The sequence below is a fragment of the Microcoleus sp. K5-D4 genome, from assembly GCF_036704575.1.
GTDB lineage: Bacteria > Cyanobacteriota > Cyanobacteriia > Cyanobacteriales > Microcoleaceae > Microcoleus.
On record NZ_JAUBSD010000088.1, the window covers coordinates 1 to 22469 of the forward strand.

16 protein-coding genes are annotated in these 22469 nt (G+C 45.2%); 10 read left to right on the top strand and 6 right to left on the bottom strand.

Features of this window, described 5'->3' with window-relative positions; genetic code table 11:
- Positions 1–288 precede the first annotated feature (288 nt).
- Complete coding sequence (locus tag QUA77_RS22950; RefSeq protein WP_172188640.1) at positions 289–1461, top strand: TRC40/GET3/ArsA family transport-energizing ATPase; 1173 nt, start codon at positions 289–291, stop codon at positions 1459–1461.
- 672 nt (positions 1462–2133) lie between these two features.
- On the opposite strand, the gene QUA77_RS22955 is transcribed toward QUA77_RS22950, so the two are convergent.
- The 3 genes from QUA77_RS22955 to hetZ form a co-directional block, all read right to left on the bottom strand.
- Complete coding sequence (locus QUA77_RS22955; protein WP_333452706.1) at positions 2134–4497, bottom strand: transglutaminaseTgpA domain-containing protein; 2364 nt, start codon at positions 4495–4497, stop codon at positions 2134–2136.
- 203 nt (positions 4498–4700) lie between these two features.
- Positions 4701–5771: a hypothetical protein gene (locus QUA77_RS22960; protein WP_333035021.1), complete on the bottom strand. Its 1071-nt coding sequence runs from the start codon at positions 5769–5771 to the stop codon at positions 4701–4703.
- Positions 5764–6945, bottom strand: a complete 1182-nt coding sequence (gene hetZ, locus QUA77_RS22965) for a heterocyst differentiation protein HetZ (protein ID WP_333035024.1) — start codon at positions 6943–6945, stop codon at positions 5764–5766. The genes QUA77_RS22960 and hetZ overlap by 8 nt, the downstream gene beginning before the upstream one ends.
- Positions 6946–7895: 950 nt before the next feature.
- Between hetZ and QUA77_RS22970 the strand changes: the two genes are divergently transcribed.
- Positions 7896–8435 carry a Dps family protein gene (locus tag QUA77_RS22970; protein WP_333035026.1) on the top strand — a complete coding sequence of 180 codons (540 nt, stop codon included), beginning with the start codon at positions 7896–7898 and terminating at the stop codon, positions 8433–8435.
- A gap of 173 nt (positions 8436–8608) precedes the next feature.
- Here the strand turns inward: QUA77_RS22970 and QUA77_RS22975 are convergent, their stop codons facing one another.
- Positions 8609–9712 (bottom strand): glycosyltransferase family A protein, encoded by a 1104-nt coding sequence (locus QUA77_RS22975; RefSeq protein ID WP_333452708.1) that lies wholly within the window; start codon positions 9710–9712, stop codon positions 8609–8611.
- A gap of 606 nt (positions 9713–10318) precedes the next feature.
- Between QUA77_RS22975 and QUA77_RS22980 the strand changes: the two genes are divergently transcribed.
- The 4 genes from QUA77_RS22980 to QUA77_RS22995 all read left to right on the top strand — a co-directional run bounded on the left by QUA77_RS22980 (position 10319) and on the right by QUA77_RS22995 (position 15888).
- Positions 10319–11350, top strand: a complete 1032-nt coding sequence (locus QUA77_RS22980; protein WP_333064086.1) for a glycosyltransferase family 2 protein — start codon at positions 10319–10321, stop codon at positions 11348–11350.
- Between the two features lie 128 nt (positions 11351–11478).
- Positions 11479–12930 (top strand): NAD(P)/FAD-dependent oxidoreductase, encoded by a 1452-nt coding sequence (locus QUA77_RS22985; protein WP_333452710.1) that lies wholly within the window; start codon positions 11479–11481, stop codon positions 12928–12930.
- Between the two features lie 253 nt (positions 12931–13183).
- Positions 13184–14578: a branched-chain amino acid ABC transporter substrate-binding protein gene (locus QUA77_RS22990; protein WP_333035034.1), complete on the top strand. Its 1395-nt coding sequence runs from the start codon at positions 13184–13186 to the stop codon at positions 14576–14578.
- A gap of 233 nt (positions 14579–14811) precedes the next feature.
- Complete coding sequence (locus QUA77_RS22995) at positions 14812–15888, top strand: branched-chain amino acid ABC transporter permease (protein ID WP_333035035.1); 1077 nt, start codon at positions 14812–14814, stop codon at positions 15886–15888.
- A gap of 129 nt (positions 15889–16017) precedes the next feature.
- Here QUA77_RS22995 and QUA77_RS23000 read toward each other — a convergent pair whose 3' ends face one another.
- A complete protein-coding gene (locus QUA77_RS23000) occupies positions 16018–16590 on the bottom strand; it encodes a Uma2 family endonuclease (RefSeq protein ID WP_333035037.1) in 573 nt (190 codons plus the stop codon).
- Positions 16591–16856: 266 nt separating this feature from the next.
- Here QUA77_RS23000 and QUA77_RS23005 point away from each other — a divergent pair, with 266 nt between their 5' ends.
- The 3 genes from QUA77_RS23005 to QUA77_RS23015 all read left to right on the top strand — a co-directional run bounded on the left by QUA77_RS23005 (position 16857) and on the right by QUA77_RS23015 (position 20250).
- Complete coding sequence (locus QUA77_RS23005) at positions 16857–18422, top strand: ABC transporter permease subunit (RefSeq protein WP_333452713.1); 1566 nt, start codon at positions 16857–16859, stop codon at positions 18420–18422.
- A gap of 143 nt (positions 18423–18565) precedes the next feature.
- Entirely contained in the window at positions 18566–19381 is an 816-nt protein-coding gene (locus QUA77_RS23010; RefSeq protein WP_333452715.1) for a class I SAM-dependent methyltransferase, read from the top strand.
- An 89-nt stretch (positions 19382–19470) separates the two neighbouring features.
- Positions 19471–20250 (top strand): ABC transporter ATP-binding protein, encoded by a 780-nt coding sequence (locus QUA77_RS23015; protein ID WP_333452716.1) that lies wholly within the window; start codon positions 19471–19473, stop codon positions 20248–20250.
- A 238-nt stretch (positions 20251–20488) separates the two neighbouring features.
- Here QUA77_RS23015 and QUA77_RS23020 read toward each other — a convergent pair whose 3' ends face one another.
- Positions 20489–21331, bottom strand: a complete 843-nt coding sequence (locus QUA77_RS23020) for a PEP-CTERM sorting domain-containing protein (protein ID WP_333452718.1) — start codon at positions 21329–21331, stop codon at positions 20489–20491.
- Between the two features lie 317 nt (positions 21332–21648).
- On the opposite strand from QUA77_RS23020, the gene QUA77_RS23025 reads away from it, so the two are divergent.
- On the top strand, positions 21649–22356 hold the full coding sequence (locus tag QUA77_RS23025) for an ABC transporter ATP-binding protein (protein WP_041623339.1): 708 nt from the start codon (positions 21649–21651) through the stop codon (positions 22354–22356).
- Positions 22357–22469: the final 113 nt, after the last annotated feature.

The following is a 22469-nucleotide window of genomic DNA, read 5'->3' on the forward strand; positions in this document are numbered from 1 at the left end:
CAGAACCAATTTTTCTTTGAGACATCTTCTCAAACCCCCTTGACAACTGCCATACAAGCTTAACTTGTTACCAATGGATGAACGCTGATGGATTTTTATTTGTTGCAATTGATATCTGAGATAAGTAATTTTAACTGAGCTTGACATTGCAGCAATTTCCTGGATCACGGGAAAGGTGCTGGGTTCAGCGGTGGGCGATCGCCCAAATTAATTCCCCCACAAAATTAATTTTTGTTACATAACGTTACAATATAGGAGTAAATTACTTTCAGGCGAGCTAAACAATCAATGCGCTTAATATTAATGACTGGAAAAGGCGGCGTCGGCAAAACCTCCGTAGCCGCTGCGACGGGGCTGCGATGTGCCGAATTGGGATACAAAACCCTAGTGCTGAGTACAGATCCCGCTCACTCCTTAGCCGACAGCTTTGACATGGAACTCGGGCACGATTCGCGGCTGGTGAAACCGAATTTGTGGGGAGCAGAATTAGACGCTCTCAGGGAATTAGAAGGCAATTGGGGAGCAGTTAAGCGCTACATTACTCAAGTCTTGCGAGCGCAGGGACTCGAAGGGGTGCAAGCTGAAGAATTAGCCATCTTGCCCGGAATGGATGAAATCTTCGGTTTAGTGCGGATGAAGCGGCATTACGACGAAGGCGAATTTGATGTTTTAATTATCGATTCTGCTCCGACTGGCACAGCATTGAGACTGCTAAGTTTGCCGGAAGTTGGCGGCTGGTACATGAGAAAATTTTACAAGCCGCTGCAAGGCATATCAGCCGCCCTTAGACCTTTAGTTGAACCTATTTTTAGACCAATTGCGGGTTTTTCTTTACCTGACAAAGAGGTGATGGATGCACCTTACGAATTTTACGAACAAATCGAAGCTTTGGAAAAGGTTTTAACGGACAATACTGTGACTTCGGTAAGATTAGTTACCAATCCAGAAAAAATGGTAATTAAAGAGTCTCTGCGCGCTCATGCCTATTTGAGTTTGTACAATGTAGCCACAGATTTAGTAGTGGCTAACCGGATTATTCCAGCCGAAGTAACTGACCCATTTTTTAAACGGTGGAAAGAAAGCCAGGAGCAGTACCGTCAGGAAATTCACTCAGATTTCATGCCCCTGCCAGTTAAGGAAGTGCCACTTTATTCTGAAGAAATGTGCGGTTTGGCAGCTTTGGAACGGTTGAAAGAAACCCTTTACAAAGACGAAGATCCCAGTCAAGTTTATTACAAAGAAAATACGATTAAGATTGTGCAAGAAAACAATCAATATAGTCTTGAGCTGTATTTGCCCGGAATTGCTAAGGATCAGATCCAGTTGAGCAAAACGGGAGATGAGTTGAATGTTCGGATTGGGAATCACCGCCGTAATTTGGTGTTACCGCAAGCTTTAGCGGCGCTGCAACCTTCAGGGGCGAAGATGGAGGATGATTATTTGAAAATTAAGTTTGCTTAACCAGACTTACGCACAATCAACCTAAACAACCCGGTTTCTAGGAAAAATCGTGGATAATCGCTTGAGATATTCACGCAGAAACCGGATTTTTTGCCTGCGTGCAGGTACAGGGTAAACGCATCTAAATTAATTTGACAAAAAGGTGGATTTGTGCATTACTAAATAACTAAAAAAAATTTCTTAAAATTTTTAACTTTAACCCCATTTAAGCAGATTAAATCAAAACTTTAAGAATTTCTAAAGTTTTTAAAGCCGGATAAATTTCACAAGAGATGGGTATTATATCGATTCCGGTTGCACCGTCCGTAATTGTTGACTGTTGACTGTTGACTGTGAGTCAAAAAAATGAAAATTGCGCGAATTATTTGTTGGCCTCGGGATTCGACTTTACGCCCGACTTTTGAAGCAAGGATTTGATATCATTCCGGCGCAGCCGGATTTGATATTACATGGGTCTTGCCAAAACTCGTCTACAACATATTGTGACTGCTGCAGCTATGAATATTTCAAGAATGTGGGCGTTTTGGCGTAACATTCCGATTGGCTTGACCCGTGTCTCTAGTTTTTTTGCTCTTTTTCCCTCTGGCTCATCAGAGTTTTTTTTCCATGATTATGGGATGTTTGGCTTGACCCTTTTTTAATTCGTCAACAGTCTCTTTCCATCGCCGATTTCTATCTTAACTTTTTGAGTTTCTTCAAGTGCGATCGCCTCAAATTTTCCACCAACCGCCGCAACTGGTTCAAATTACCCGCTTCCCCGCCATACTTCCACCGCACGTAAGCTTGTGAAACTTCATCAATTACCTCAGCTTCATCAGTTGCATGATTGCCGCGCATTGCCTCAGCATACTCCAAAGGCGTTTGAGCTTTCTGCTTGGCAAATCCCCTACTCGCCAAATCCTTCAGCATTTCCTGATAAACCCCCTCCACCGGCGGCAACTTCGCCAGCCAGCGGCGGTGGCGCCACTTGCGCCACAGTTGCCAAATTAACCAGCCAATAAAGCCAAAGGCGATCGCAGCAATCAAACCAGTAAATAACCCCACCCAACCCTTAGCAAACTGTCCCAGAAACCAGCCCACAATCAAAGTTATCCAGCCAATTACAAAACCTATGACTGAATCGAGCCCACTTCTGAGAGGAGTCGGTAGCCAACCCGCGACCCACTTCCAAAACGATTCCAGCGCACTAAAAGTCTGGTTGTCTTCTACCGAAGCCGGAATCAGCGGATAACCGGGAATCGGATTAAAACCAAACCAGCCATTATTGGGAAAATATACCTCCGTCATCAAGAAAGCATCGGTATTTTTCACAACATAGTAACCAGTAAACGGGTTAAATTCCCCCGTATCGAAACCCCCCGCCAGTCGCGCCGGAATCCCGATCGACCTCAGCATAATTGTCAGTACCGTCGAAAAGTGGTCGGGATATCCACCTGTAACTTTTTTGCCCTCCTGGGTGTTTTTATAGCCAAACAGAAAAGCCTCGACTAAATCTTCACCTTCTTCTAAGTAAGGCAAAGCTTTTTCTATTTTGTAATTCGGATTTTGCTTTAAATATTGAGCCAAATACAAAGCTTTTTCGTAAGGAGAATCGATCGGTCTGTCCGACTGAGATACTCTAGTTCTGGCCGCCAATATTTCTTCTGTTTTTTCTCGCACCTTCTGGGCAATTTCCGGCGGCACATCCAAATAGAAGTTGCGAATATTTTTCGGGTAATTAGTACCAGTTTTCCCCAACACAGAGCGATCGCGAAAAGGCACATTAGAAATAACTGTATAAGTCACACCCTCTCCCAATTCCGCAGGAGCTCGCAAACCCCCCTCCGCATCAATCGCCGCCTCTGGACTCGGAAAATAAAGCTCCTTCGGCTTGTTTAAAGCCGGAATCAAATTCGGCAATGGAGCAACAATAGTATAACTTTGAATCACCTCTTGAGTCCGAGGCGCATTGGGAAAAGGATTCAGATAAAATTGATAAGACCACCTAGGTCGAGTCAGCTTTTGAGCTTGTTCGTTGCGAGAAATTTCCCAACCCTGACCGGTGTATTTGTCGAATCCCAACACCCGCCAAAAACCCGCAGCCTGCGATCGCACCCGCATCACCACTTGAGGTTTCATTTCCCCGCGCAAATTTTGATTAATGCGCTGGTTGAAACCGTAATAAAAAGTAGAGTCCACCTCTCCTGGCCCTTTGTCAGGGTTTCTCCCCCTTCCTCCGCCAGTTCCTTTTTGATTTCCCCCTCTGACATACCCCGGATTTATAATGCTGCGCGAGTCAAACTCCCCCTGATATTCAATAGGAGCACTCACCGGAAAAGTCCGCAACTGATAGCCAGGGAGGCGCGGCAAAAACGCAAAAATAGTCAGCCCCAACCCGACAGTTATCAGCAGCAGCCAACCAAAATACTTTGGGGATAAAGTAGCAGCAAATAGCGACAGGCTTTCATTTTTCCCTTTACCTTGTGCTTTTTGGCCAAGGGCTTCTGGCTTCACAAATCCCAAACGCGATCGATAATCCAAAACCAAAGTCGGAAGCGCTAAAGCCAAAAACACCAACAATAGCGGCGCAAAAGTCAAGGTTTGGCTGAGAGTCGCTGCTACCCCTAACAAAATTAGCCCGATTACCATCGAATAGCCTAAATCCTTGCGGCGAGGCAAATCGAAACTGTGCAGCACTTGAAGTTGGATTAACAGTTGCGCCAAAACTAACCGCGTATCATTTAATTCTCCCACCAAGCGGCTAAAAAAAGCGAACAGCGCCACCAGCATTCCAATAGCTATGCAGAACTTAGCAGCTACATTGCGATCGCGGCGGCGGTACCAACTCCAAGTTGCTCCCACAATACTAACAGGCACAGCCCACAGGTTCAGGGGTTCTTCAGCAGCAACGTCAGTAGCCACAATTCCCACAATTACCAACAACTGAACTAGGATTCGCAGCAGTAAAGAATCCTCAATCACCGGCGGAGGCATGGCCTCAATCTGCTCCCACAGCTTACCCAAAACAGGTATATTTCGCAGGTTATCAGTTGTCATGTGCACCCATCCAAGTCAACGAGCAGTAGATTGTAGATTTTAGATTTTAGATTTTAGATTTACTCCACCGATGAATCTGGGGGCTTGAACTAAGATCTAAATTTTTTCGCTTTCCACGACCAAAGTCGAGGGATTGCATCTGTTTTTGTGTGAGGTCAAACCAGAGAGTAAAAACCTAAATTATTTACTCTAAATAGACCTTTCTAATTGCTATCTTGTCCTGCCCAAATTGGACGAATAGCAAACATCAAAGGTCTGGTCTCGAAGTTTTGGAATCGAACTTCTAGGGCATAAGTCTTGTTAGGTTGTGGGTCAAACAACTCCACACTTAAATGCCCGGAATTCGGACGATGTGCAGTTGCTTCGGCATCTCCTCCCCTGAGTTCCAAACTTCCTGCCCCCGGAAATTGGCACTCAACTCTTAAACACGGCATTGGCTGTTCTCTGTTGGGGTTCGAGAGGTATTGAGCCTCCAGAGTCAGCGCACCCAAACCAGTCAGCCACTCCCGCGAAACCGGCGGCTGATTCACAGGACAATCGAGAGTTAGAGACTCAATGATTTCCTTAGCCGCCAACAGCGACAGCACCATTTGTTGATCGGTACTGGCTGCTTCGTAATTCGGGAAATCTTCTAAATCTAGAAGTCCCCGCAAAGAACCTCGGAGCACTAAACCAGCCAATTCGTTGAGTTCCTGAGACTGGCCCGGAAATAAGCCATCTACAGCGCGAACTAACTTTGAGCCTTGCCGCAGCGACGACATTACCAGTTCCTGACAAGGTTCTAGCAGTTGAGCAAAAACCCCTTGGGCGATCGGAATCGGCAGGCGGCCCCACCTGATATTTTGTAGTTGGGGAGTCCAGAGGTGTAGGGGGGGAACCCATTGCGGGGCTACATCGTCTGGATAATCGTGGTCGTAGCTTTTGAATTCTGTTTCCCAGGGGAACAGCGGCGGGTTAGATTCAATTTCGGCTCTAAGCCTTTCTTTTAACAAGGTCTGAAAACGGTCTTGCACGGTCGGTATTTCTCCAATTGTCAGCGGTTGTGCGGGTGCATTGCTGTGCGCCCCCACTTGATAGTCCAGCGGGTCTGGTTCGTCCCATTCCCAGTATTCCACCCCGGAATTGTCGTCTGTGTCGCCCCACTCTTCTGAGCGAGGGGATGGATTGAGGTTTTCCTCATCTTCGTTAGAGGTATTCGCGATCGGCGCCTGCAATATCCAGTCTAAAAAATGGCGATCGAAAGCCTCTGCATCCCTGTTCGTTTCGTTATTCATCACTAGATGCCCCTTCTCCGGAATCTGAACGATTTCGCAATTCCCACGCAAGTTCCAGCAATTTAAACCACCGCTTCTGTACCTGGGCTACCGTGCTGCCCAGGGTTTGGGCGATCGCTGACTCTGACAGACCCTGTTGTTTCAACTTTAGCAAACGCTGTCCCTCTGGACCAATTTGCTCGCCAAAAGCCTGCCACTGAGAAGGCAGCAAACCCAAATTGCGGTCTAAGTCTGCTTCCAGCCACTGGTGAACGAGTTCCCAGCGGTGCGACATGGCGAACCTGAGCAAATGGTACTTGAAGCGCTGCTGCAAATAATCTCTTTGGCGGGGAGTTATCCCCAGAAGCGACTCTATTTCATTAGTCGGCAAGTCTTGCAAGCGCAGCACGAAGTAATCGGCGCAGTCTTGTTGATTGCGCTCTTTCAAGTAACCCACTAATTCGTCAATCACGTTTTGCCGCAGAGATTCTGACTCGTCGCCTAGCGGACGAATTGCCGCCGAACCCTGTCCGGCCATCGCTTCCCGCACAGAGTGCACCGAGGTGTCATTCCAAGTTTGGTCGGAATCAGAAGCCCCTCCGTCGGCGGCTTGTTCCATATCTACGGAGGTTTCTTTGGGCTGCTGCTGGGAAAACGTTTGGGCCCGTAAAATAATTAGTTGCTGGCTGCGGTTCCGAGGTAAAGGAATGCGCCGCTTGCCGAAGCGCTCTACAAAGGCCATGTACTCTGCTAGTTCTAAGCGAGTGCGGGGACTGTAGGTAGGTGGCAGTTGGGTTTCGCGCCGGAATGCCTTTAAAGCTTCGAGATAAAATCCTTGCAAAAAATCTTTGATCAGTTCTACTCGCGCCTGATAGCTAGACTGCACCTGCGGAGGGGTGATGTAGCGATAGACGATCGCGCTGAGGGTACTGTGCAATTCTACTCGCCCGGGGCCGGAGCCTAAATTGTAATAGTGGAGGCATTGTTGCAAGCGGTGCTGAGCGAGGCTCTGGGCTGAACCTTCTATATCTCCGGAGGCTTGAATCCGCTGGCTTTCAGTGCATATCCTGTTGACTTCTGCTGCGAGTCGCCCTGCTACATCTTGGCAGTTCTGCTCAGACGCGCGAGTGGACTTTTTAAGTTCGTCTAACAGCAGTTGAAATATGGTTTCCACGCTCTGGCAGATTTCCCGCATGATGGTTTACAGCTAACAATGAAAGTAGCACAGTTAGTAAAAGTATGGATAAATCTTTCCTACCGCTACTTTACCCCGTATTCCCCACATAGGACAAACTGCAATGCCCTCTATCTCCTCCTTCGCGCAAACACAGAGGACTGGTTTTTTTATCTGTCCTGGAGGCGCCCTCCGTTAAGAACCAGGTTTAACCAGTGGCCATAACGATGGTTCAAGTGTCGGGTTTGACAAAGCCTTCATGGGGACCCAAAACGCTACACTGCCGTTGATACGTTCGGCTTAGTGCTGGGGTGGTCACAGCGGCGCAAGTCTTCCTGAAGGTGAAGCGAGCAAACAGGTTCTCTCTTTCGGTCTACTCGATGGGGCCAAGGGTTTCATGGCTGTATTTGATCTGGGTCTTCCGCCACTTTTGCCATAAAGTTTAGATGGGGATCGCGCGTCTGTTTCTTGGTAGCATCCTGGAACGTCGATTTAACGGTTTGACTCAATATCATTTCTAGCATCCCAATCACAGAGGTCAGCACCGCTCATGTCAGAAAATCTGTTTCCTAGCTTTCTAGGATAAATGCGGTTATATTTAATTGCAAATCTCTTATGCCGTCATTGAAAGCAGCCCGCACAATTAAGTGTGTGGGAGGTTGGTTAATTTCGGCATAAATTCCTTATAAATTCCTTAATTTTTACTGGCAATCAGAATGCAGCCTTTTTCTATAGCGGGATTGAGCGGGGGTTCACCTGCGGGCAATTGCTGTGTTCGCCAATCAAAGGTGCTTCGGAACAATAAGTTTAATTGCATCTATCTAAGGGTATCAATATTGCAATCACTTTAACCTGAAAAGCAGATATTTTACTAAAGTGCGATCGTCTTCGATCGTCCTCTGGGTTGATGTAAGTGGCAGGCGAAATTTGTTCTAATAAATGTAAAGTTAGAGTTGAAGGAACAATTTTCAATGCGTAAGTTAAACATAGGCTTATCGGACGAGCAGCGTGCAGGCGTTATCGAACTATTGAATCACGACCTGGCAGATGCTTATCTGCTGTTAATCAAAACCAAAAAGTATCACTGGGATGTAGTGGGCCCGCAGTTTAGATCGCTCCACCAGTTGTGGGAAGAACACTATCAGGCGTTAACAGTAAATATCGATGCTATGGCCGAACGGGTGAGAACTTTAGGTGGCTATCCAATTGGTACTGCTGAGGGTTTTCTGAAGTATGGCTCGATTAAAGAACATATCGGCGATTTGCCTTTGGCTACGGAAATGGTCTCGCGTTTAGTTGACGACCACGAACTGATTATTCGCAATCTCCGCCAACACGTCGAACAGTGCGGTGAAGAGTTTAAGGATGACGGAACCGCAGACTTTTTGACGGGTTTGATGGAACAGCACGAACAAATGGCTTGGATGTTGCGCTCGTTTATTGAAGGGGAATCCCTGGCGCCAGACGGCCAGCAACCAAAAGCTCAAACGGCTACAGCTTCTCACGCTTAGAGAGATTAAGTAAAAGGGAGAAGGAAGAAGGAAGAAGGAAGAATGGAAAATAAAAATTCTTTTATTTAACCCTTTTTCCTGGTTCTTGAGCGACCAACCAGGCAGAATTAAACGCCCTCTAGCTTCCTCAAAAACCCGGTTTCTTCAAAAAACCGGGTTTTTCAAGGTTGGGTTTATTTAGATTTTCGATTGGCTAAACTATTGAACCGCATTCTTTCATATACCTGCGACGGCAGTATTCTGTGAACTTTTGTTCGCGTCTCAATCTTAGCAAGTGTCGTCCCTTCACTCGATTCTGATGCTTGTTTTAACTCTAACCCTGATCCACTTGGCGGTGGAACTATTATTTTTAATATACTTTCTATTGACAGCACGTACAAATTGTGGCGCAAAAGTGTCATTAATAAATCTTCTCTAAAAGCTCGATACAGCCAAAATAATGTACTCCGATGGTTGCCGTTACGGTTGCTTTTAACGGCTAAATTGTATATATAAAAACTGCTGCTAGACCAGCGATAAATATTGGCAGGAATTTCAGGATGCCGCTCCCGGACATCTGCCATAATTAGAGAGTGAGATTTTGCCATTGCTGCATAGTTGCAAGACATACTGCTGGGAATCTGTCGGTAGCCAACTAAAAATTCTGGCACTACTTTAAATTGATAATGTTCAGCGATGCGGAGAAAAAGTTCCAAGTCTTCGCAGCCTTGGGCGTTTTCGGCTTTCAATTTGCAATTGTAACCACCGACTCTCTCGAAACAAATGCGGCGGATCAGAGATGAACTCGCATTACCCATAAAATATTTATAAACTAAAGCTTTGTATACTTCTCCTTCGATGGTGGAGTTGTAAAATCCACCTGTGAGTAAGTCTTTTTCGTTGATATCAAGTGACCAGGAATAGACAACCCCTACGGATTGTTCTGATTTAATTAAGCATTCGACTTGTTTTTCTAGGTTTTGCGGATACCAAATATCGTCGGCATCGATGGGAGCAATATATTCGCCTTTTGATTTTGCAATGGCTAGGTTGCGAGCGGTGGCGACGCCGGCATTTGACTGTTTGAATAAGCTGACTCGGCTATCTTTTTGAGCAAAAGATTTGACGATTTCGGCAGTTGTATCTGTAGAGCCGTCGTCAACTACTAAAACTTCTATGTTTCGATAAGTTTGAGATAAAACAGATTCTAATGTTCTAGCAATAAAAGTTTCAGCGTTGAAAGCTGGTATGATGACTGAAACTAATGCCTGATTTAAATTGTTTTGGGAGGTGTTCATGTAATATAAAAACTTGTTTATGTAAAAATTTTGACTCAAAGGGAGCTGGCTAAGGGTATGTTAGCAAATTACCAAAGCTCGATCGTACAGCGTCGGAAATTTTAAGACGTATATTTTAAATATATTGCCAAAAGTCATAAAATGTGCATTGAGTCCGCAGTCGCGATCAAGACTTGGTGCAGGAGTCACTCGCGGATGAGGTCTGTAAAAGAAATTGTACCGGGCCAGTCCTGACAGTTACCGGGTGTCCGTATAAACGATGTTTGATTTTATACGGTGGGCTTACTTATAAAATCAAAGTCTTGTGCATTGCACCACAGCCGTACCAAATTGCTGCTGGGGCTTTTTCCGAAGTTTACACAAACAATGATATATTTAAAGATTTTGTAAAGCTGTTGTCTACATAAGGTCAGTCTCAGCAAGATATGGCGTAAAATACAGGTAAGAATGGGGAAAATCAAATCGAGAATACCAGAAAAAAATCTAGTTGAAGACAAACAGCAATCGAGTTATAAATAAAAAAGTAGAGCTGATTTTACCCTTCGTAAAGTAGCACCAATAAAATTCCAGCAAATTTTAGCCCCTGCAATTTAAACAATTTAGGTAATGATTTCTACCGCCGACCCCACTGTATCCGTTATTATCCCAGTCCACAACGGGGGCGCTTTCTTCCGCACCTGTTTGTCAAAACTGGCTCAAGCTGTGCCCAGGCCGATCGAGATTATTGTAGTAGCAGATGGCGAAAGCGACGGTTCCTGGCGTCTGGCCAACGAATTCGGCGCCAAAGTGATCAGGATTCCCGAATGCGGGGGGCCAGCGCGGGCAAGGAATTTGGGTGCCCAAGCTGCAAAGGGAGATATTCTGTTTTTTGTGGATGCTGATGTCGCTGTTTGTCCAGAAGCTGTGGGCTATGCGATCTCGGTGTTCAAAAATAATCCCTACTTAGCTGCTTTCATCGGCTCTTACGACGATGCTCCAGGAGATCCCGATTTTCTATCGCAGTACAGGAACTTGCTGCACCACTACGTCCACCAAACAGGTAACGAAGAGGCTTCGACTTTTTGGGGCGCTTGCGGAGTGATTCGCCGGGAAATTTTTTTACAGATGGGCGGCTTTAATGAAAGTTACCGCCAAGCTTCGATCGAAGATATTGAGTTCGGCTACCGTTTGAAACAAGCAGGTTATAACATTCGGCTGTGCAAAACATTGCAGGTTAAGCATTTAAAGCGGTGGAAACCTATGGGTATGGTGAAAGCTGACTTTTTCTACCGAGCACTGCCTTGGACAGAACTGATTTGGCGCGATCGCAAATTGAATAACGACCTCAACTTGCAAGTTTCAAACCGCATCAGCGTGATTTTAACTTATGCAGTGCTACTGGCAATTTTGGGGACGTGCTGGTCGCTGAGCTTTCTGCTACTGGCTGGTTTGCTGGCAATACCGCTGGTAGCAATTAATGCACCACTTTACCGATTTTTTTACCGTAAACACGGTATCCTATTTGCCCTAAAAACAATTCCTTGGCACTGGCTTTTCTACTTTTACAGCGGACTGGCATTCGCGATCGGCACTGGTCGCTATTTATACCAAAAAAAGCCTGTGACTGGCAAAGTTAGCTTGCCGGTATCCGCTCAATAAATCAAGGCAAATTGTGCTTAAACATCAGGTCGAGCGCTCGTTTCTCAGGGTATTCACGGGTGCATCTATCACTGTGACAAGTTATAAATAACTGTATAGTTTGGATAAAAAAGCTGGAGGTAGGCTGAGTGAAACATTATCCTGTTGCGATCGTCGGTGCAGGCCCTGCGGGCTTGACTGCTGCCTACGAGCTCGTCAAGCAAGGCATCATCCCTGTTGTACTAGAAAAAGGTGATAAAGTTGGGGGAATAGCTCGCACCGAAACCTACAAAGGCTATCGTTTCGACATTGGTGGCCACCGCTTTTATACTAAAGTTGAAGCCGTGCAGCAGTTGTGGCAAGAGGTGCTGGGAAATGAGTTTATTAAAGTGCCACGATTGTCGCGAATTTTTTATCGAGGGAAATTTTTTAACTATCCGATTAGTGCCTTCAATACTCTCTTTAATTTGGGCATAATTGAGAGTACGCTGATTATTTTGAGTTATCTGAAAGTGAGAATTTGGCCACTTACGGAAGAAAAAACTTTTGAACAGTGGGTGATCAATCGTTTTGGCGAGCGCTTGTATAAAACATTTTTTAAGACTTACACTGAAAAAGTTTGGGGCATTCCTTGTTCGGAAATTCAAGCAGATTGGGCGGCGCAGCGCATTAAAGGATTGTCGCTGACGACTGCAATTATTAATGCTTTGTTTGGCAGCAACGACACTAAAACATTAATCAAAGAGTTTGATTATCCGGCTTTGGGGCCGGGGATGATGTGGGAAAAATTCGCGGAAGCTGTGGAGAATAAAGACGGCAAAGTTTATCTGGATACTAAAGTGATTAGCTTTGAGCGTGAAGGTAATAAGATTAAAAGTATTACTGCGGAGCAAAACGGAGAAGTAGTTCAATATTCGGCGGATAATTTCATTACGAGTATGCCGATATCGGCACTGGTAGCAAGACTGAAACCCCAGCCACCAGAAGAGGTGTTGCACGCCGCGCGATCGCTCAAATATCGAGATTTTTTAATTGTATCACTGATTGTCAATCGCAAGGATTTGTTTCCTGACAACTGGATTTACATTCACTCCCCCGAAGTCAAAGTTGGACGAATTCAAAACTTTAAGAATTGGAGCGCCGCTTTAGTTCCCGACGCGAACAAAAGTTGTTTAGGAATGGAGTATTTCTGTAGCGTAGGCGACGAGATTTGGGAAATGTCGGACGCAGATCTTGTTGAATTAGCAACTCGCGAGTTGGTTGGTTTGGGTTTAGCAACAACTGCCGATGTTGAAGATGGAGTTGTCATACGGCAACTTAAAGCTTATCCAGTTTATGATGGGGAATATCGAGGACACTTGCAGGTACTTGAAGGTTTTTTGAAGGGATTTGAGAATTTGCAGACGATCGGGCGAAACGGTATGCACCGATACAACAACCAAGACCATTCCATGCTGACGGGGATGCTGGCTGTGAGAAATATTCTCGGGGAAAAGCACGATTTGTGGGATGTGAATACTGAGCGATCGTACTATGAAGATTTTAGTGTCGATCGCTCAAAAGAAAAAAAGGATTCGTCTTTGATTTCGCAATCAAGCTGATTTGACGCTGGAGCTTTGAGAAAGGGAAAGGAAATCTGTATTTTCCTTTCCCTTTTAGTTTTTAACTGGTTCCCCGGAAGATCCTGGAAACCCATTGACCGACGCTCTCCCTCGTTTCCTGGCCTGGTACGCCTTCCCAGGAAGTTCACGGGAACGAGAGAAGAAGCTTGTTGCAGCGGTGTATCTTTAAGAGTTCACGTAAAAGTTGAAAATCTGTGCTAACTCTTGACTTACAGACTTAGAGAGTGGAAATATGCTAAAACGCAACCAACAAACGAACCAACCTATGAACTTTTCCCAGAAGTCAGGCGGCAAAAGTGCCACACCCCCAAAAATCAACTCAACACACAATCTCGGCGCCGCAGGATTGCGAAAATTACTTTTTGCCGCCGGAATAGCCTCTCTGTGCGCTAGCTGTCAAAATCCTCCAGCACCCACCGCCACAACTCCCGGAGGGAGCCCCGGAACCAGTCCCGCAGCCACTCCCGTCGCAGTCAGCAGCCCCGGAGACCCAAATACTGTCAAAATAGTCTCCATGCTCCCGATGACAGGCAGCGCCTTGGGTCAAGCTCAAACAATGGTCAACGGCATCCAACAAGCCCTCGCCGAAACCGACTCCAAAGCTTGCGACGGCAAAATCCAAATTCAATACGAAGTTTTCGATGACGCCACCGCCGCCGCCGGCAAATGGGACCCGGCCCAAGTAACGTCGAACTCCAACAAAGCCGTCGCTGACGGTTCGGTAGTTGCCGTCATCGGTCACTATAACTCCGGTGCCGCCAAACTTTCCATTCCCGTGCTCAACCAAGCTAACATCGTCATGATCAGTCCGGCCAACACTTATCCGGGACTGACTAAACCAGGAAAAGGCGAAGCCAAAGAACCCAACGTTTATTATCCTGCTGGCACTCGCAATTTCACTCGCGTTGTCCCCGCTGACGACCTTCAAGGGGCTGTAGCTGGCAACTGGGCGAAATCTTTGGGCGTGCAAAAAGTCTATATTCTCGACGACCAAGAACTCTACGGCAAAGGCATCGCTGACGTTTTTGAAGCCACTTCTAAAAAGTTGGGAATTCAAGTCCTCGGAAGAGAGGGAATTGATATTAAAGCTAGCGACTACAAGGCGTTAATGAATAAGATCAAAGCTTTAAATCCCGACATGATTTACTTCGGTGGCACTACTCAGAGCAATGCCGGACAAATAATTAAAGACATGAGAAATGTTGGGATGGCGGCTGATGCAGTTAAGTTCATGGGGCCCGACGGCATTAAAGAGCAAGCTTTAATTGACGCGGCGGGCAAAGATGCCGAAGGAATTTACGCTACTTTTGGTGGCTTGCCTCCTCAAGAATTGACTGGTGCGGGCGCGAAGTGGTACGAAAGTTACAAGGCAAAATATAATGCTGAACCGGAAGCTTATGCAGCTTACGCCTATGAAGCTGCTAAAGTTGCGATCGGCGCAATTAATAAAGTTTGCAAAAATGACCGCGCTGCTATCCGCGAAGCTGTCTTGGCAACTAAAGATTTTAACGGGGTACTCGGCACTTGGAGTTTTGATACCAACGGCGACACGAGCTTGACTACAATGTCAGGAAATGTTGTTAAAGGTGGCAAGTGGGAGTTCGTGAATGCGCTCAAGACGGAATAATTAATTAGAAGGAAGAGGGAAGTTCAGCAACGGATTTTATAACGGATGTAACGGATGTAACGGATATCGGGAAGAAGGAAGAAGGAAGAAGGGATAATACAAAATTATGCCTTTTTGCTTCTCCCTCCAATGTCCCATGCCCGAGTCTCGATTCCCAATTCCCAATTCCTAATTCCCAATTCCCAATTCCCAATTCCCAATTCCCAATTCCCAATTCCCAATTACTCAAAAACATGAAGAACTGGAAAAGTATTCTCTTATATCTAGGTGTAGTTTATATAGTTTTGCTATTAGGTCCCATCGCAGGATTTGATTTGCCAAAAATCCTTGGAGAAATAGTCAGCAGTCCTGAAGTTTTTATCCAACAATTATTAGTTGGTCTTGTCAACGGCGCGTTGATTGCAATTATTGCTTTGGGTTACACTATGGTTTATGGCATTATTGAGTTAATCAATTTTGCTCACGGCGATTTGTATATGTTGGGTGCTTTTGCTTCCCTAACCGTGTTCGGGGCTTTTGGGATGCAAGATGGCGCACCTTTGGCTATTGCTATACCGGTGATGTTAGTTGCTTTAATTGTATGTTCGGTGTTTTGTGCTGGGCTGAATATTGTTGTGGAAAAGTACGCTTATCGACCTTTGCGAAATGCTCCCCGTTTGGCTCCTTTAATTTCAGCGATTGGAGTTTCTTTTATTTTCCAAAATATGGGGCTGTTTTGGGGAGGATTGAAAGCTTTTATTCCGGTGATGGGTTCTAATTCTGCTGCTCCGAAAAGCTTTCCCGATTTGTTGCCGCGAGTTGATATTTTCAAAGCTTTGGGAATTCAAACGAGTATTGTATTTACTACAAAAGATTTAATTGTTTTGGTGGTGGCGGTTGTATTGATGGTTTTGCTTCATGTGTTTGTGCAATACACTCGTCTGGGAAAGGCGATGCGGGCAACGGCTCAAAGCCGCGATGCTGCTAAAATTATGGGCATTAATGTGGATCAGATTATTGCTCTGACTTTTTTGATTGGGGGAGCTTTGGCGGGTTCGGCTGGGATTCTGGTGGGTTTGTACAACAATACTATTGTGTTTACGATGGGGTTTACGGCCGGTTTGAGGGCTTTTACGGCGGCAGTTTTGGGAGGGATTGGCAATATTGTGGGGGCGATGTTAGGAGGGGTTTTGATTGGGTTGCTTTCGTCTTTGAGCGATCAGTATTTGTCGAGTCGCTGGACTAATGCTTGGGTGTTTGGGGTTTTGGTGGTGATTTTGGCTTTTCGTCCAGGGGGCTTGTTGGGTGAAAATGTTCAGGAGAAGGTTTGAAATTGCGCGGTTTAAATAATGGCAAGAGAGATTTAAGTATATCTCAAAAAACCTCGCCCCCAAACCCCCGAAGTCTTTAAGAAGTTGGGGAACTAAAAGCGATCGCGTTTTACGTTGTAGTTTTACGTTTTAAACATTCCCTGGTTTGAGCCAACCAAAAACTTCGCCTAAAGTCAACTGCATTTCCGGCATAAATTTGGGCATCGGAAGTATATCTGTTGGTTCTTGCAATGAAATCGGCTGCTGCCTTGCGGGATAGGCTAAAATGTTTTTTTCATCGGGATCGAGCAACCACCCCATCTGACAACCAGCATTCAAACAGTGCAAAATATTGTTTGTGACTTTGGTTTGGCTTTGGGCTGGGGACAAAATTTCTATTGTCCAGTCTGGGTGAGCATTAAATGTATTGGCAATTTCGCCGTCAGCGTCTAGGGGAATGCGATTCCAAACAAAAATCGCGACATCGGGGACAATAGAACGTCCGCCAAACGTGCAGCGAAGTTCTGGTAGGGCTAGGGCAATTTGCGGTTTCTCTGCGATGTCGTTGGTGACTGTTACGAGTCTGCCTTGTAGTTTGCTGTGTTTTCCTTGTGGCATAGGTTTTTGTACGATCACACCTTTGATGTATTCGCTAGCGGGTTTTGTTTCTGGGAGTTGCAAAAACTCGTCGAGGGTGATAGTTTTTTGAGGTGCTTGTACCATATAGCGATCGCCCGTTTGAAGTGTGTTCCGGTAACAGTTCCAGTATATTTGAAGTTTCGAGCGCTTTGGTGAAACAATCGCTCTCAAAACACTCTAAACTGTACCTAGCCCGCTCAGCAGTTTCCCGAACCAGCCGTCGATCGAGTTGCTTGAGGCAGTAATTGGCATCGCCCGCGTCAGTCGCATCTATAAAACTGCGATTCCTAGCATTCTTTCATCTAACTACTAACTGCTGACTAATAACTAATGACTAATAATTTATTACTATGTCAAAAAAAATAATTAATGCGATCAAATCGACTGGTATTTTAGGGGCGATCGCCTCTTTGACTGTTCTGTTATTCGGGGGTTGGAGTGGCACCGTGATCGGCTGGCTGATGGGTACGGCGGCGGGCTTTATTGGCTGTCGGGAGCAGAAGGTTTACAGCCCGAAAATGGGTGCGACTATCGGCAGTTTAGCGGGATTGGGATTGGGAGTTTGGCTGTTAGTTGCGAGTGTGTTAGAAGGGGTTTTGATTAGACCTTTGTCGGGTCAAGCTGCTGTGGCTTTGCCGACTACGCTGCTGTACGGGATTTGCAGTTTGACGATCGCAATTTTGACAGGTACGTTAATGGGTGCTTTGCAAGGTTTGCAGGGAGAACGCCAGCGACTGGCAACTCTGGTGACATTAGCTTTTATTCTAATTCTGTTTCCGTTTATCGACATTCAGGCTCAAACCGGCTGGATTGCTACTGTAGTACAGATTCAAATCTTTATTATGTTGGCGCTGGGTTTGAATATTACTGTGGGTTTTGCGGGTTTGTTGGATTTGGGATATGCGGCGTTTTTTGCGATCGGCGCTTACACGACGGCTTTGCTATCTTCTGGGCAGTTAAATATTGCTTGGAACTTTTGGGTGGTACTGCCGATCGCGGCTGGTGTAGCTGCGATCGCGGGCGTAATCCTCGGTATTCCGACACTGCGACTCAAGGGCGATTATTTGGCGATTGTTACCCTCGGTTTTGGCGAAATTATCCCGGTTGTCTTTAGGAATTTAACCGCGATTCGGATTGATGAACCAGTCTCGAAGATTGTTGCTTCCCTGTTGGGTAAACCCGAGTTAGTGCTGTGTCTGGTTGGGTGCGATCGACCTTTTAACCTCACCGGCGGCGAAGCGGGCATAAACCCGATCGGGCGTCCATCTCTCCCCATTATCGGCACTTTCAGCACCGGCAACTACTTTCCCTGGTACTACCTAATTTTACTGTTAGTTGTCTTTGCTTACTTCATGATTTCGCGGCTGCGAGATTCCCGCTTGGGCAGGGCATGGAATGCCATGCGCGAAGATGAATTAGCGGCGAGTGCGATGGGCATTAACCTAGTCAAAACCAAACTTTCGGCTTTTGCGATGGGAGCGACGTTTTCAGGCTTTGCAGGCGCATTTTACGCCGCCTATATCAGCGCGATTTTCCCCAGCGTTTTCGATTTCTCGGTGTCGGTAATCATCCTGTGTATGGTGATTTTAGGCGGTTTGGGCAATATGACGGGGGTGATTTTGGGCGCTATCATTATCATGTCTGCCGATCGGCTTTATCTGCCACAATTAGCGCAAGTCCTCAAGGGTTTTCTGAATACTTTTGTACTCCCCAGGATTGCAATTCCCCAGTTGCGAGACTTTCTGGCAACCAGTTTAGACCCGATTCAAATGCGCTTATTTCTATTCGGCCTAACTCTTGTTGTCATGATGCTCGTGCGGCCGGAGGGGCTGATTCCTGATAAGATACACCAAGCTGAACTGCATTCTGATGGTGAACCGAGCAATGAGTCTTTAGCAGATGCGAGAAGTCAATAAGTAGGTAAGGGCAAAAACTATAGTATTTTGTAGGCTGGTTTAGCTAAGAATCTAGGATGCAAGGGAGTTTATGGGCGTAAAAACCCCGTCCCCATCTAATGTTTATTTGTAACCAACTACTCAGTAAGGGTGAAAGATTAGCCATGAACAATGTAACTGGTACTGCTTTTATCGTTGCGGAATTTAGAGCCGAAGAGAATGAAGAAGCCATTCCTCTCTATACTGATCATGTAGTAAAAATATGGCTCAATGAGGAAACAAAAAAAATAGCTAACAAAATAGCTCAAAGCTCTCCCGCCGCTAAAGAAATGGTTAAGTTGCGGACTAAATATTTTGATGATGTTTTGTCAAACCAAATTTTAGGAGGTTGCAAGCAAGTAGTTATTTTAGGTTCGGGCTTGGATACGAGAGCTGCTAGAATTAATGGAGAAAAAGTCACTTATTTTGAAATAGACGACCGGGTTACTCTTCAATTAAAAGAAGAAACTCTCAAAGCTAACAAAGTTACTGCCAATGTTCGCTACCTTCCCGGCGATTACGTAAAAGACGGTTTAATCTCCTTGCTGAAACAGAGTGAATTTGATTTCACTCGACCGACCTATTTTTTGTGGGAAGGCAACACTACTTTGGTTGACAAAAAAGATGTAATATTTGTATTAGAACAAATTCGCAACAATGTTCATAATTTCCGATTGTCCTTTTATTATATGTCGGAAAAGGTGATTTTGAGAACGACGGGCTACCACGATATCAATGATTACATAGATAAATACGAAAGTATGTATGCACCGTGGATTACTGGGTTTGAAAAAATTGCAACTTTGGCTGACGAACTCAATCTCAAAGTTATTGAAAACTTTTCGACTGCCGATTTACACGCACAATATCGCCCTCGCCGTTCGCTAGAATCTAATCTTTTTAAGTTCTATTTTGTCTGTACGTTAGAGAATATGTCCTAAAATCTCCCCATCCCAAATTGATTAGTGTGCGTGAAAGCTTGTGACCAGGACGATCGCACTACTATAAAATCTTAGAAAACAGAACCAAAATGTCATTATTAGAAGCACAGAAACTTACAATGCGATTCGGCGGTTTGACTGCCGTCAACCAGGTCAGCTTAACCTTGGAAAAAGGCTCGATCGCCAGTTTGATCGGCCCCAACGGTGCGGGCAAAACTACTTTTTTTAATATGCTTACGGGCATCTACAAACCGACTGGCGGTCAGTTGCTCCTTGAACAGAAGAATATAACGGGTTTACCGCCAGATCGCCTGACAACTTTCGGCATTGCTAGAACTTTTCAAAATATCCGCTTGTTTAACAATATGACTGTGCTGGATAATGTTTTAGTAGGCAGACACTGCCGATTAAAAACAGGTTTGTTGGGGGCAATTCTCCGCCCTCCGGCTGCGATGATTGAGGAAGGGGAAGCTAAAATAAAAGCGCTCACTATGCTAGATTTTGTCGGTTTAGGTGTTGCTAAAGCGCCGGAGTTGGCAAAAAACCTTTCCTACGGCGATCAGCGCAGATTGGAAATTGCGAGGGCTTTGGCTTCCGATCCGAAAGTGTTACTTTTGGACGAACCGACTGCCGGGATGAACCCGAACGAAACGGCTGATTTAACTCGCTTTATTTATCGGATTCGCGATGAGTTGAAGTTGAGTATTTTGCTGATTGAACATGATATGAAGGTGGTGATGGGAATTAGCGATCGCGTGAGTGTTATGGAGTACGGTACTAAAATTGCTGAGGGCACTCCAGATCAAGTTCGCGCCGATCCTCGCGTAATTGAGGCATATTTGGGAAAAGAAGAAGATGGACATGGATAATGGGTATTGTGTGCCGACAGATAAGTGAGGTGGGCAGTGTATATTCTCGGAAGAAGCGATATAAATTCTGGCCATTTAACCCAATAAAAATAGGGGCGGGTTTCACCAAAAATCTGTCATTAAAACCGATGATATTTATCAACCCGCCCAGGACAACAGCATTTTATAACGACCAATTCAACTGCCACGATAGGAGGTGCGTATTGCACACCCTACGGATTAATATTTGGGGGCTTTCCTAAACTTTTGATTTGACTTCCGACCTTTCTTTCTTATGTTTTCTCTGCCTGACAAACAATCCTAAAAATATTGCAGTACCTAATACTGTACTCGGTTCGGGAACTGCTTCTGCTTCTGCTTCTGCCTTTGCAATATTGTTTTTAACTTCTACCAATGTTAAGTTAGTGGCGCTGTTGAATTTCCGCGAATATACCCCAGAAGTATACAGGAGGCTAGCTGCTGCATTTTCTTGAGCCAGAAAATTAAAGTTAATTTGTGTGGGTTTAAAGCTGTTACTAACCAAGGTATTTGCATAAATTCCCCCAGAAGAGTCTAAACCGCTGGCAAATTGAAAAGAGTCTAACAAAATGTTAGTAACAGTGTTAATCACCCAGAAAGATATACTGCCATTCGCCCTGGCGCGTTCGGATTGGGGGTTGTCAACTGATGTTAAAAGAGCTAAAAATGTCTGAAAATTGAATGAAAAAGTTTCTTCGGCATCAATGAAGAAGTCGCCGATCACTGCTGCTTGACTTTGGGCTAAACCGGAATAGTTGTTGCCGCTGCCTATGACTTCACTTTGCGAGAGATTTTCTGCCAGTAATTCGTGACAGTTAGATATAAAAACTGCCTCAGCTTTCGCTTGGCTAATGACTGCACCGCTGTTAGCTATTGTCTCAGCGTTAGTGTTAGTAGAAGTACCTGTGTCAGTCGGTGTGTGACTGAAGTTGTCAATCGTTACTCCTGCCGCAGAACCGGCTATTGTGGCAGCAATGCTGGGCGCTATACCTATACTCAAGCTGGTGACTAAAGGAGTTGCTAATAAAAATGCGATCGCTCCGGTACTGTGATGTAATTTCATGGTCAATCTCCTTAAATTTGAAACATTTTAAGGGCCGTTATTGGTTAGTTGTAGCGGTTGGTTTTGCTTACGTATTAATCCTACCTATTTACTTAGAGATTTTTGTAAAGCTACTGTCAAGAAATCTTATGTTTAAGTAAAACTTATGTAAAGTTGGTCGCCACAGTTACTAAAAATAGATTCTATGGGAGCTAGGGCTGGTGTTGACATAAGTAAAATTACTGCTTACTCTAAAAAAGCTGGATTTTAAATAAATGCAATAAAATTTTATAATTAGTCGGGATAATATAATAAAGCACAAAGCAGAAAGAGTAATTATGTTGGAAATTAAAGACATTCACACCTACTACGGGAATATCCACGCTCTCAAAGGAGTATCGCTAACAGTCTCGCAGGGAGAAGTTGTGACATTAATCGGCAGCAACGGGGCGGGGAAAACTACAACTCTCCGCACGATTCAAGGACTGCTGCGCCCGCGCCAAGGCACTGTATTATTTGAGGGAAAGCCTTTAGAAGCACTATCTACAGAGGCGATCGTCCGTTTGGGGATTTCTCAAAGTCCCGAAGGGCGGTTGATTTTTCCGCGCATGACGGTGCAAGAAAACCTAGAAATGGGTGCTTATCTCCGCAACGATACTCTCGGTATCAAGTCCGATATGGAAAAAGCATTAAATTTATTTCCTCGTTTGCGAGAAAGAATTAGTCAAAAAGGGGGAACTCTCAGCGGCGGCGAACAGCAAATGTTGGCGATCGCCCGCGCTTTGATGTCGCGCCCGCGCTTGTTATTATTGGACGAGCCGAGTATGGGATTGGCACCGATGTTAGTCAGTCAAATTTTTGCGATCGTCCGCGATATTAATGCTGAAGGAACAACTATTTTACTGGTGGAACAAAACGCCCGCATGGCTTTAAGTGTAGCCCACCGCGGCTATGTCATTCAAACCGGTCAGGTTGTAGTCGCTGGTAGTGCTAGTGATTTGCAGTCAAATGAAACTGTTCGCAAAGCATATTTAGGTGAAAGTTAAATATGGGCATTGGGCATTGGGCTGTGGTTATTGGTTATTGGTTATTGGTTATTGAAACTGACAACTAACAACCAAAAACCAACAAATAATATCGTTTCCGGTTGCATCGGTAT

Excerpts from the sequence above, each read along its gene's own strand:
- QUA77_RS22950 (WP_172188640.1), top strand. The coding sequence starts at position 289 with ATGCGCTTAATATTAATGACTGGAAAAGGCGGCGTCGGCAAAACCTCC.
- QUA77_RS22955 (WP_333452706.1), bottom strand. The coding sequence starts at position 4,497 with ATGACAACTGATAACCTGCGAAATATACCTGTTTTGGGTAAGCTGTGG.
- QUA77_RS22960 (WP_333035021.1), bottom strand. The coding sequence starts at position 5,771 with ATGAATAACGAAACGAACAGGGATGCAGAGGCTTTCGATCGCCATTTT.
- hetZ (WP_333035024.1), bottom strand. The coding sequence starts at position 6,945 with ATGCGGGAAATCTGCCAGAGCGTGGAAACCATATTTCAACTGCTGTTA.
- QUA77_RS22970 (WP_333035026.1), top strand. The coding sequence starts at position 7,896 with ATGCGTAAGTTAAACATAGGCTTATCGGACGAGCAGCGTGCAGGCGTT.
- QUA77_RS22975 (WP_333452708.1), bottom strand. The coding sequence starts at position 9,712 with ATGAACACCTCCCAAAACAATTTAAATCAGGCATTAGTTTCAGTCATC.
- QUA77_RS22980 (WP_333064086.1), top strand. The coding sequence starts at position 10,319 with ATGATTTCTACCGCCGACCCCACTGTATCCGTTATTATCCCAGTCCAC.
- QUA77_RS22990 (WP_333035034.1), top strand. The coding sequence starts at position 13,184 with ATGCTAAAACGCAACCAACAAACGAACCAACCTATGAACTTTTCCCAG.
- QUA77_RS22995 (WP_333035035.1), top strand. The coding sequence starts at position 14,812 with ATGAAGAACTGGAAAAGTATTCTCTTATATCTAGGTGTAGTTTATATA.
- QUA77_RS23000 (WP_333035037.1), bottom strand. The coding sequence starts at position 16,590 with ATGGTACAAGCACCTCAAAAAACTATCACCCTCGACGAGTTTTTGCAA.
- QUA77_RS23005 (WP_333452713.1), top strand. The coding sequence starts at position 16,857 with ATGTCAAAAAAAATAATTAATGCGATCAAATCGACTGGTATTTTAGGG.
- QUA77_RS23010 (WP_333452715.1), top strand. The coding sequence starts at position 18,566 with ATGAACAATGTAACTGGTACTGCTTTTATCGTTGCGGAATTTAGAGCC.
- QUA77_RS23015 (WP_333452716.1), top strand. The coding sequence starts at position 19,471 with ATGTCATTATTAGAAGCACAGAAACTTACAATGCGATTCGGCGGTTTG.
- QUA77_RS23020 (WP_333452718.1), bottom strand. The coding sequence starts at position 21,331 with ATGAAATTACATCACAGTACCGGAGCGATCGCATTTTTATTAGCAACT.
- QUA77_RS23025 (WP_041623339.1), top strand. The coding sequence starts at position 21,649 with ATGTTGGAAATTAAAGACATTCACACCTACTACGGGAATATCCACGCT.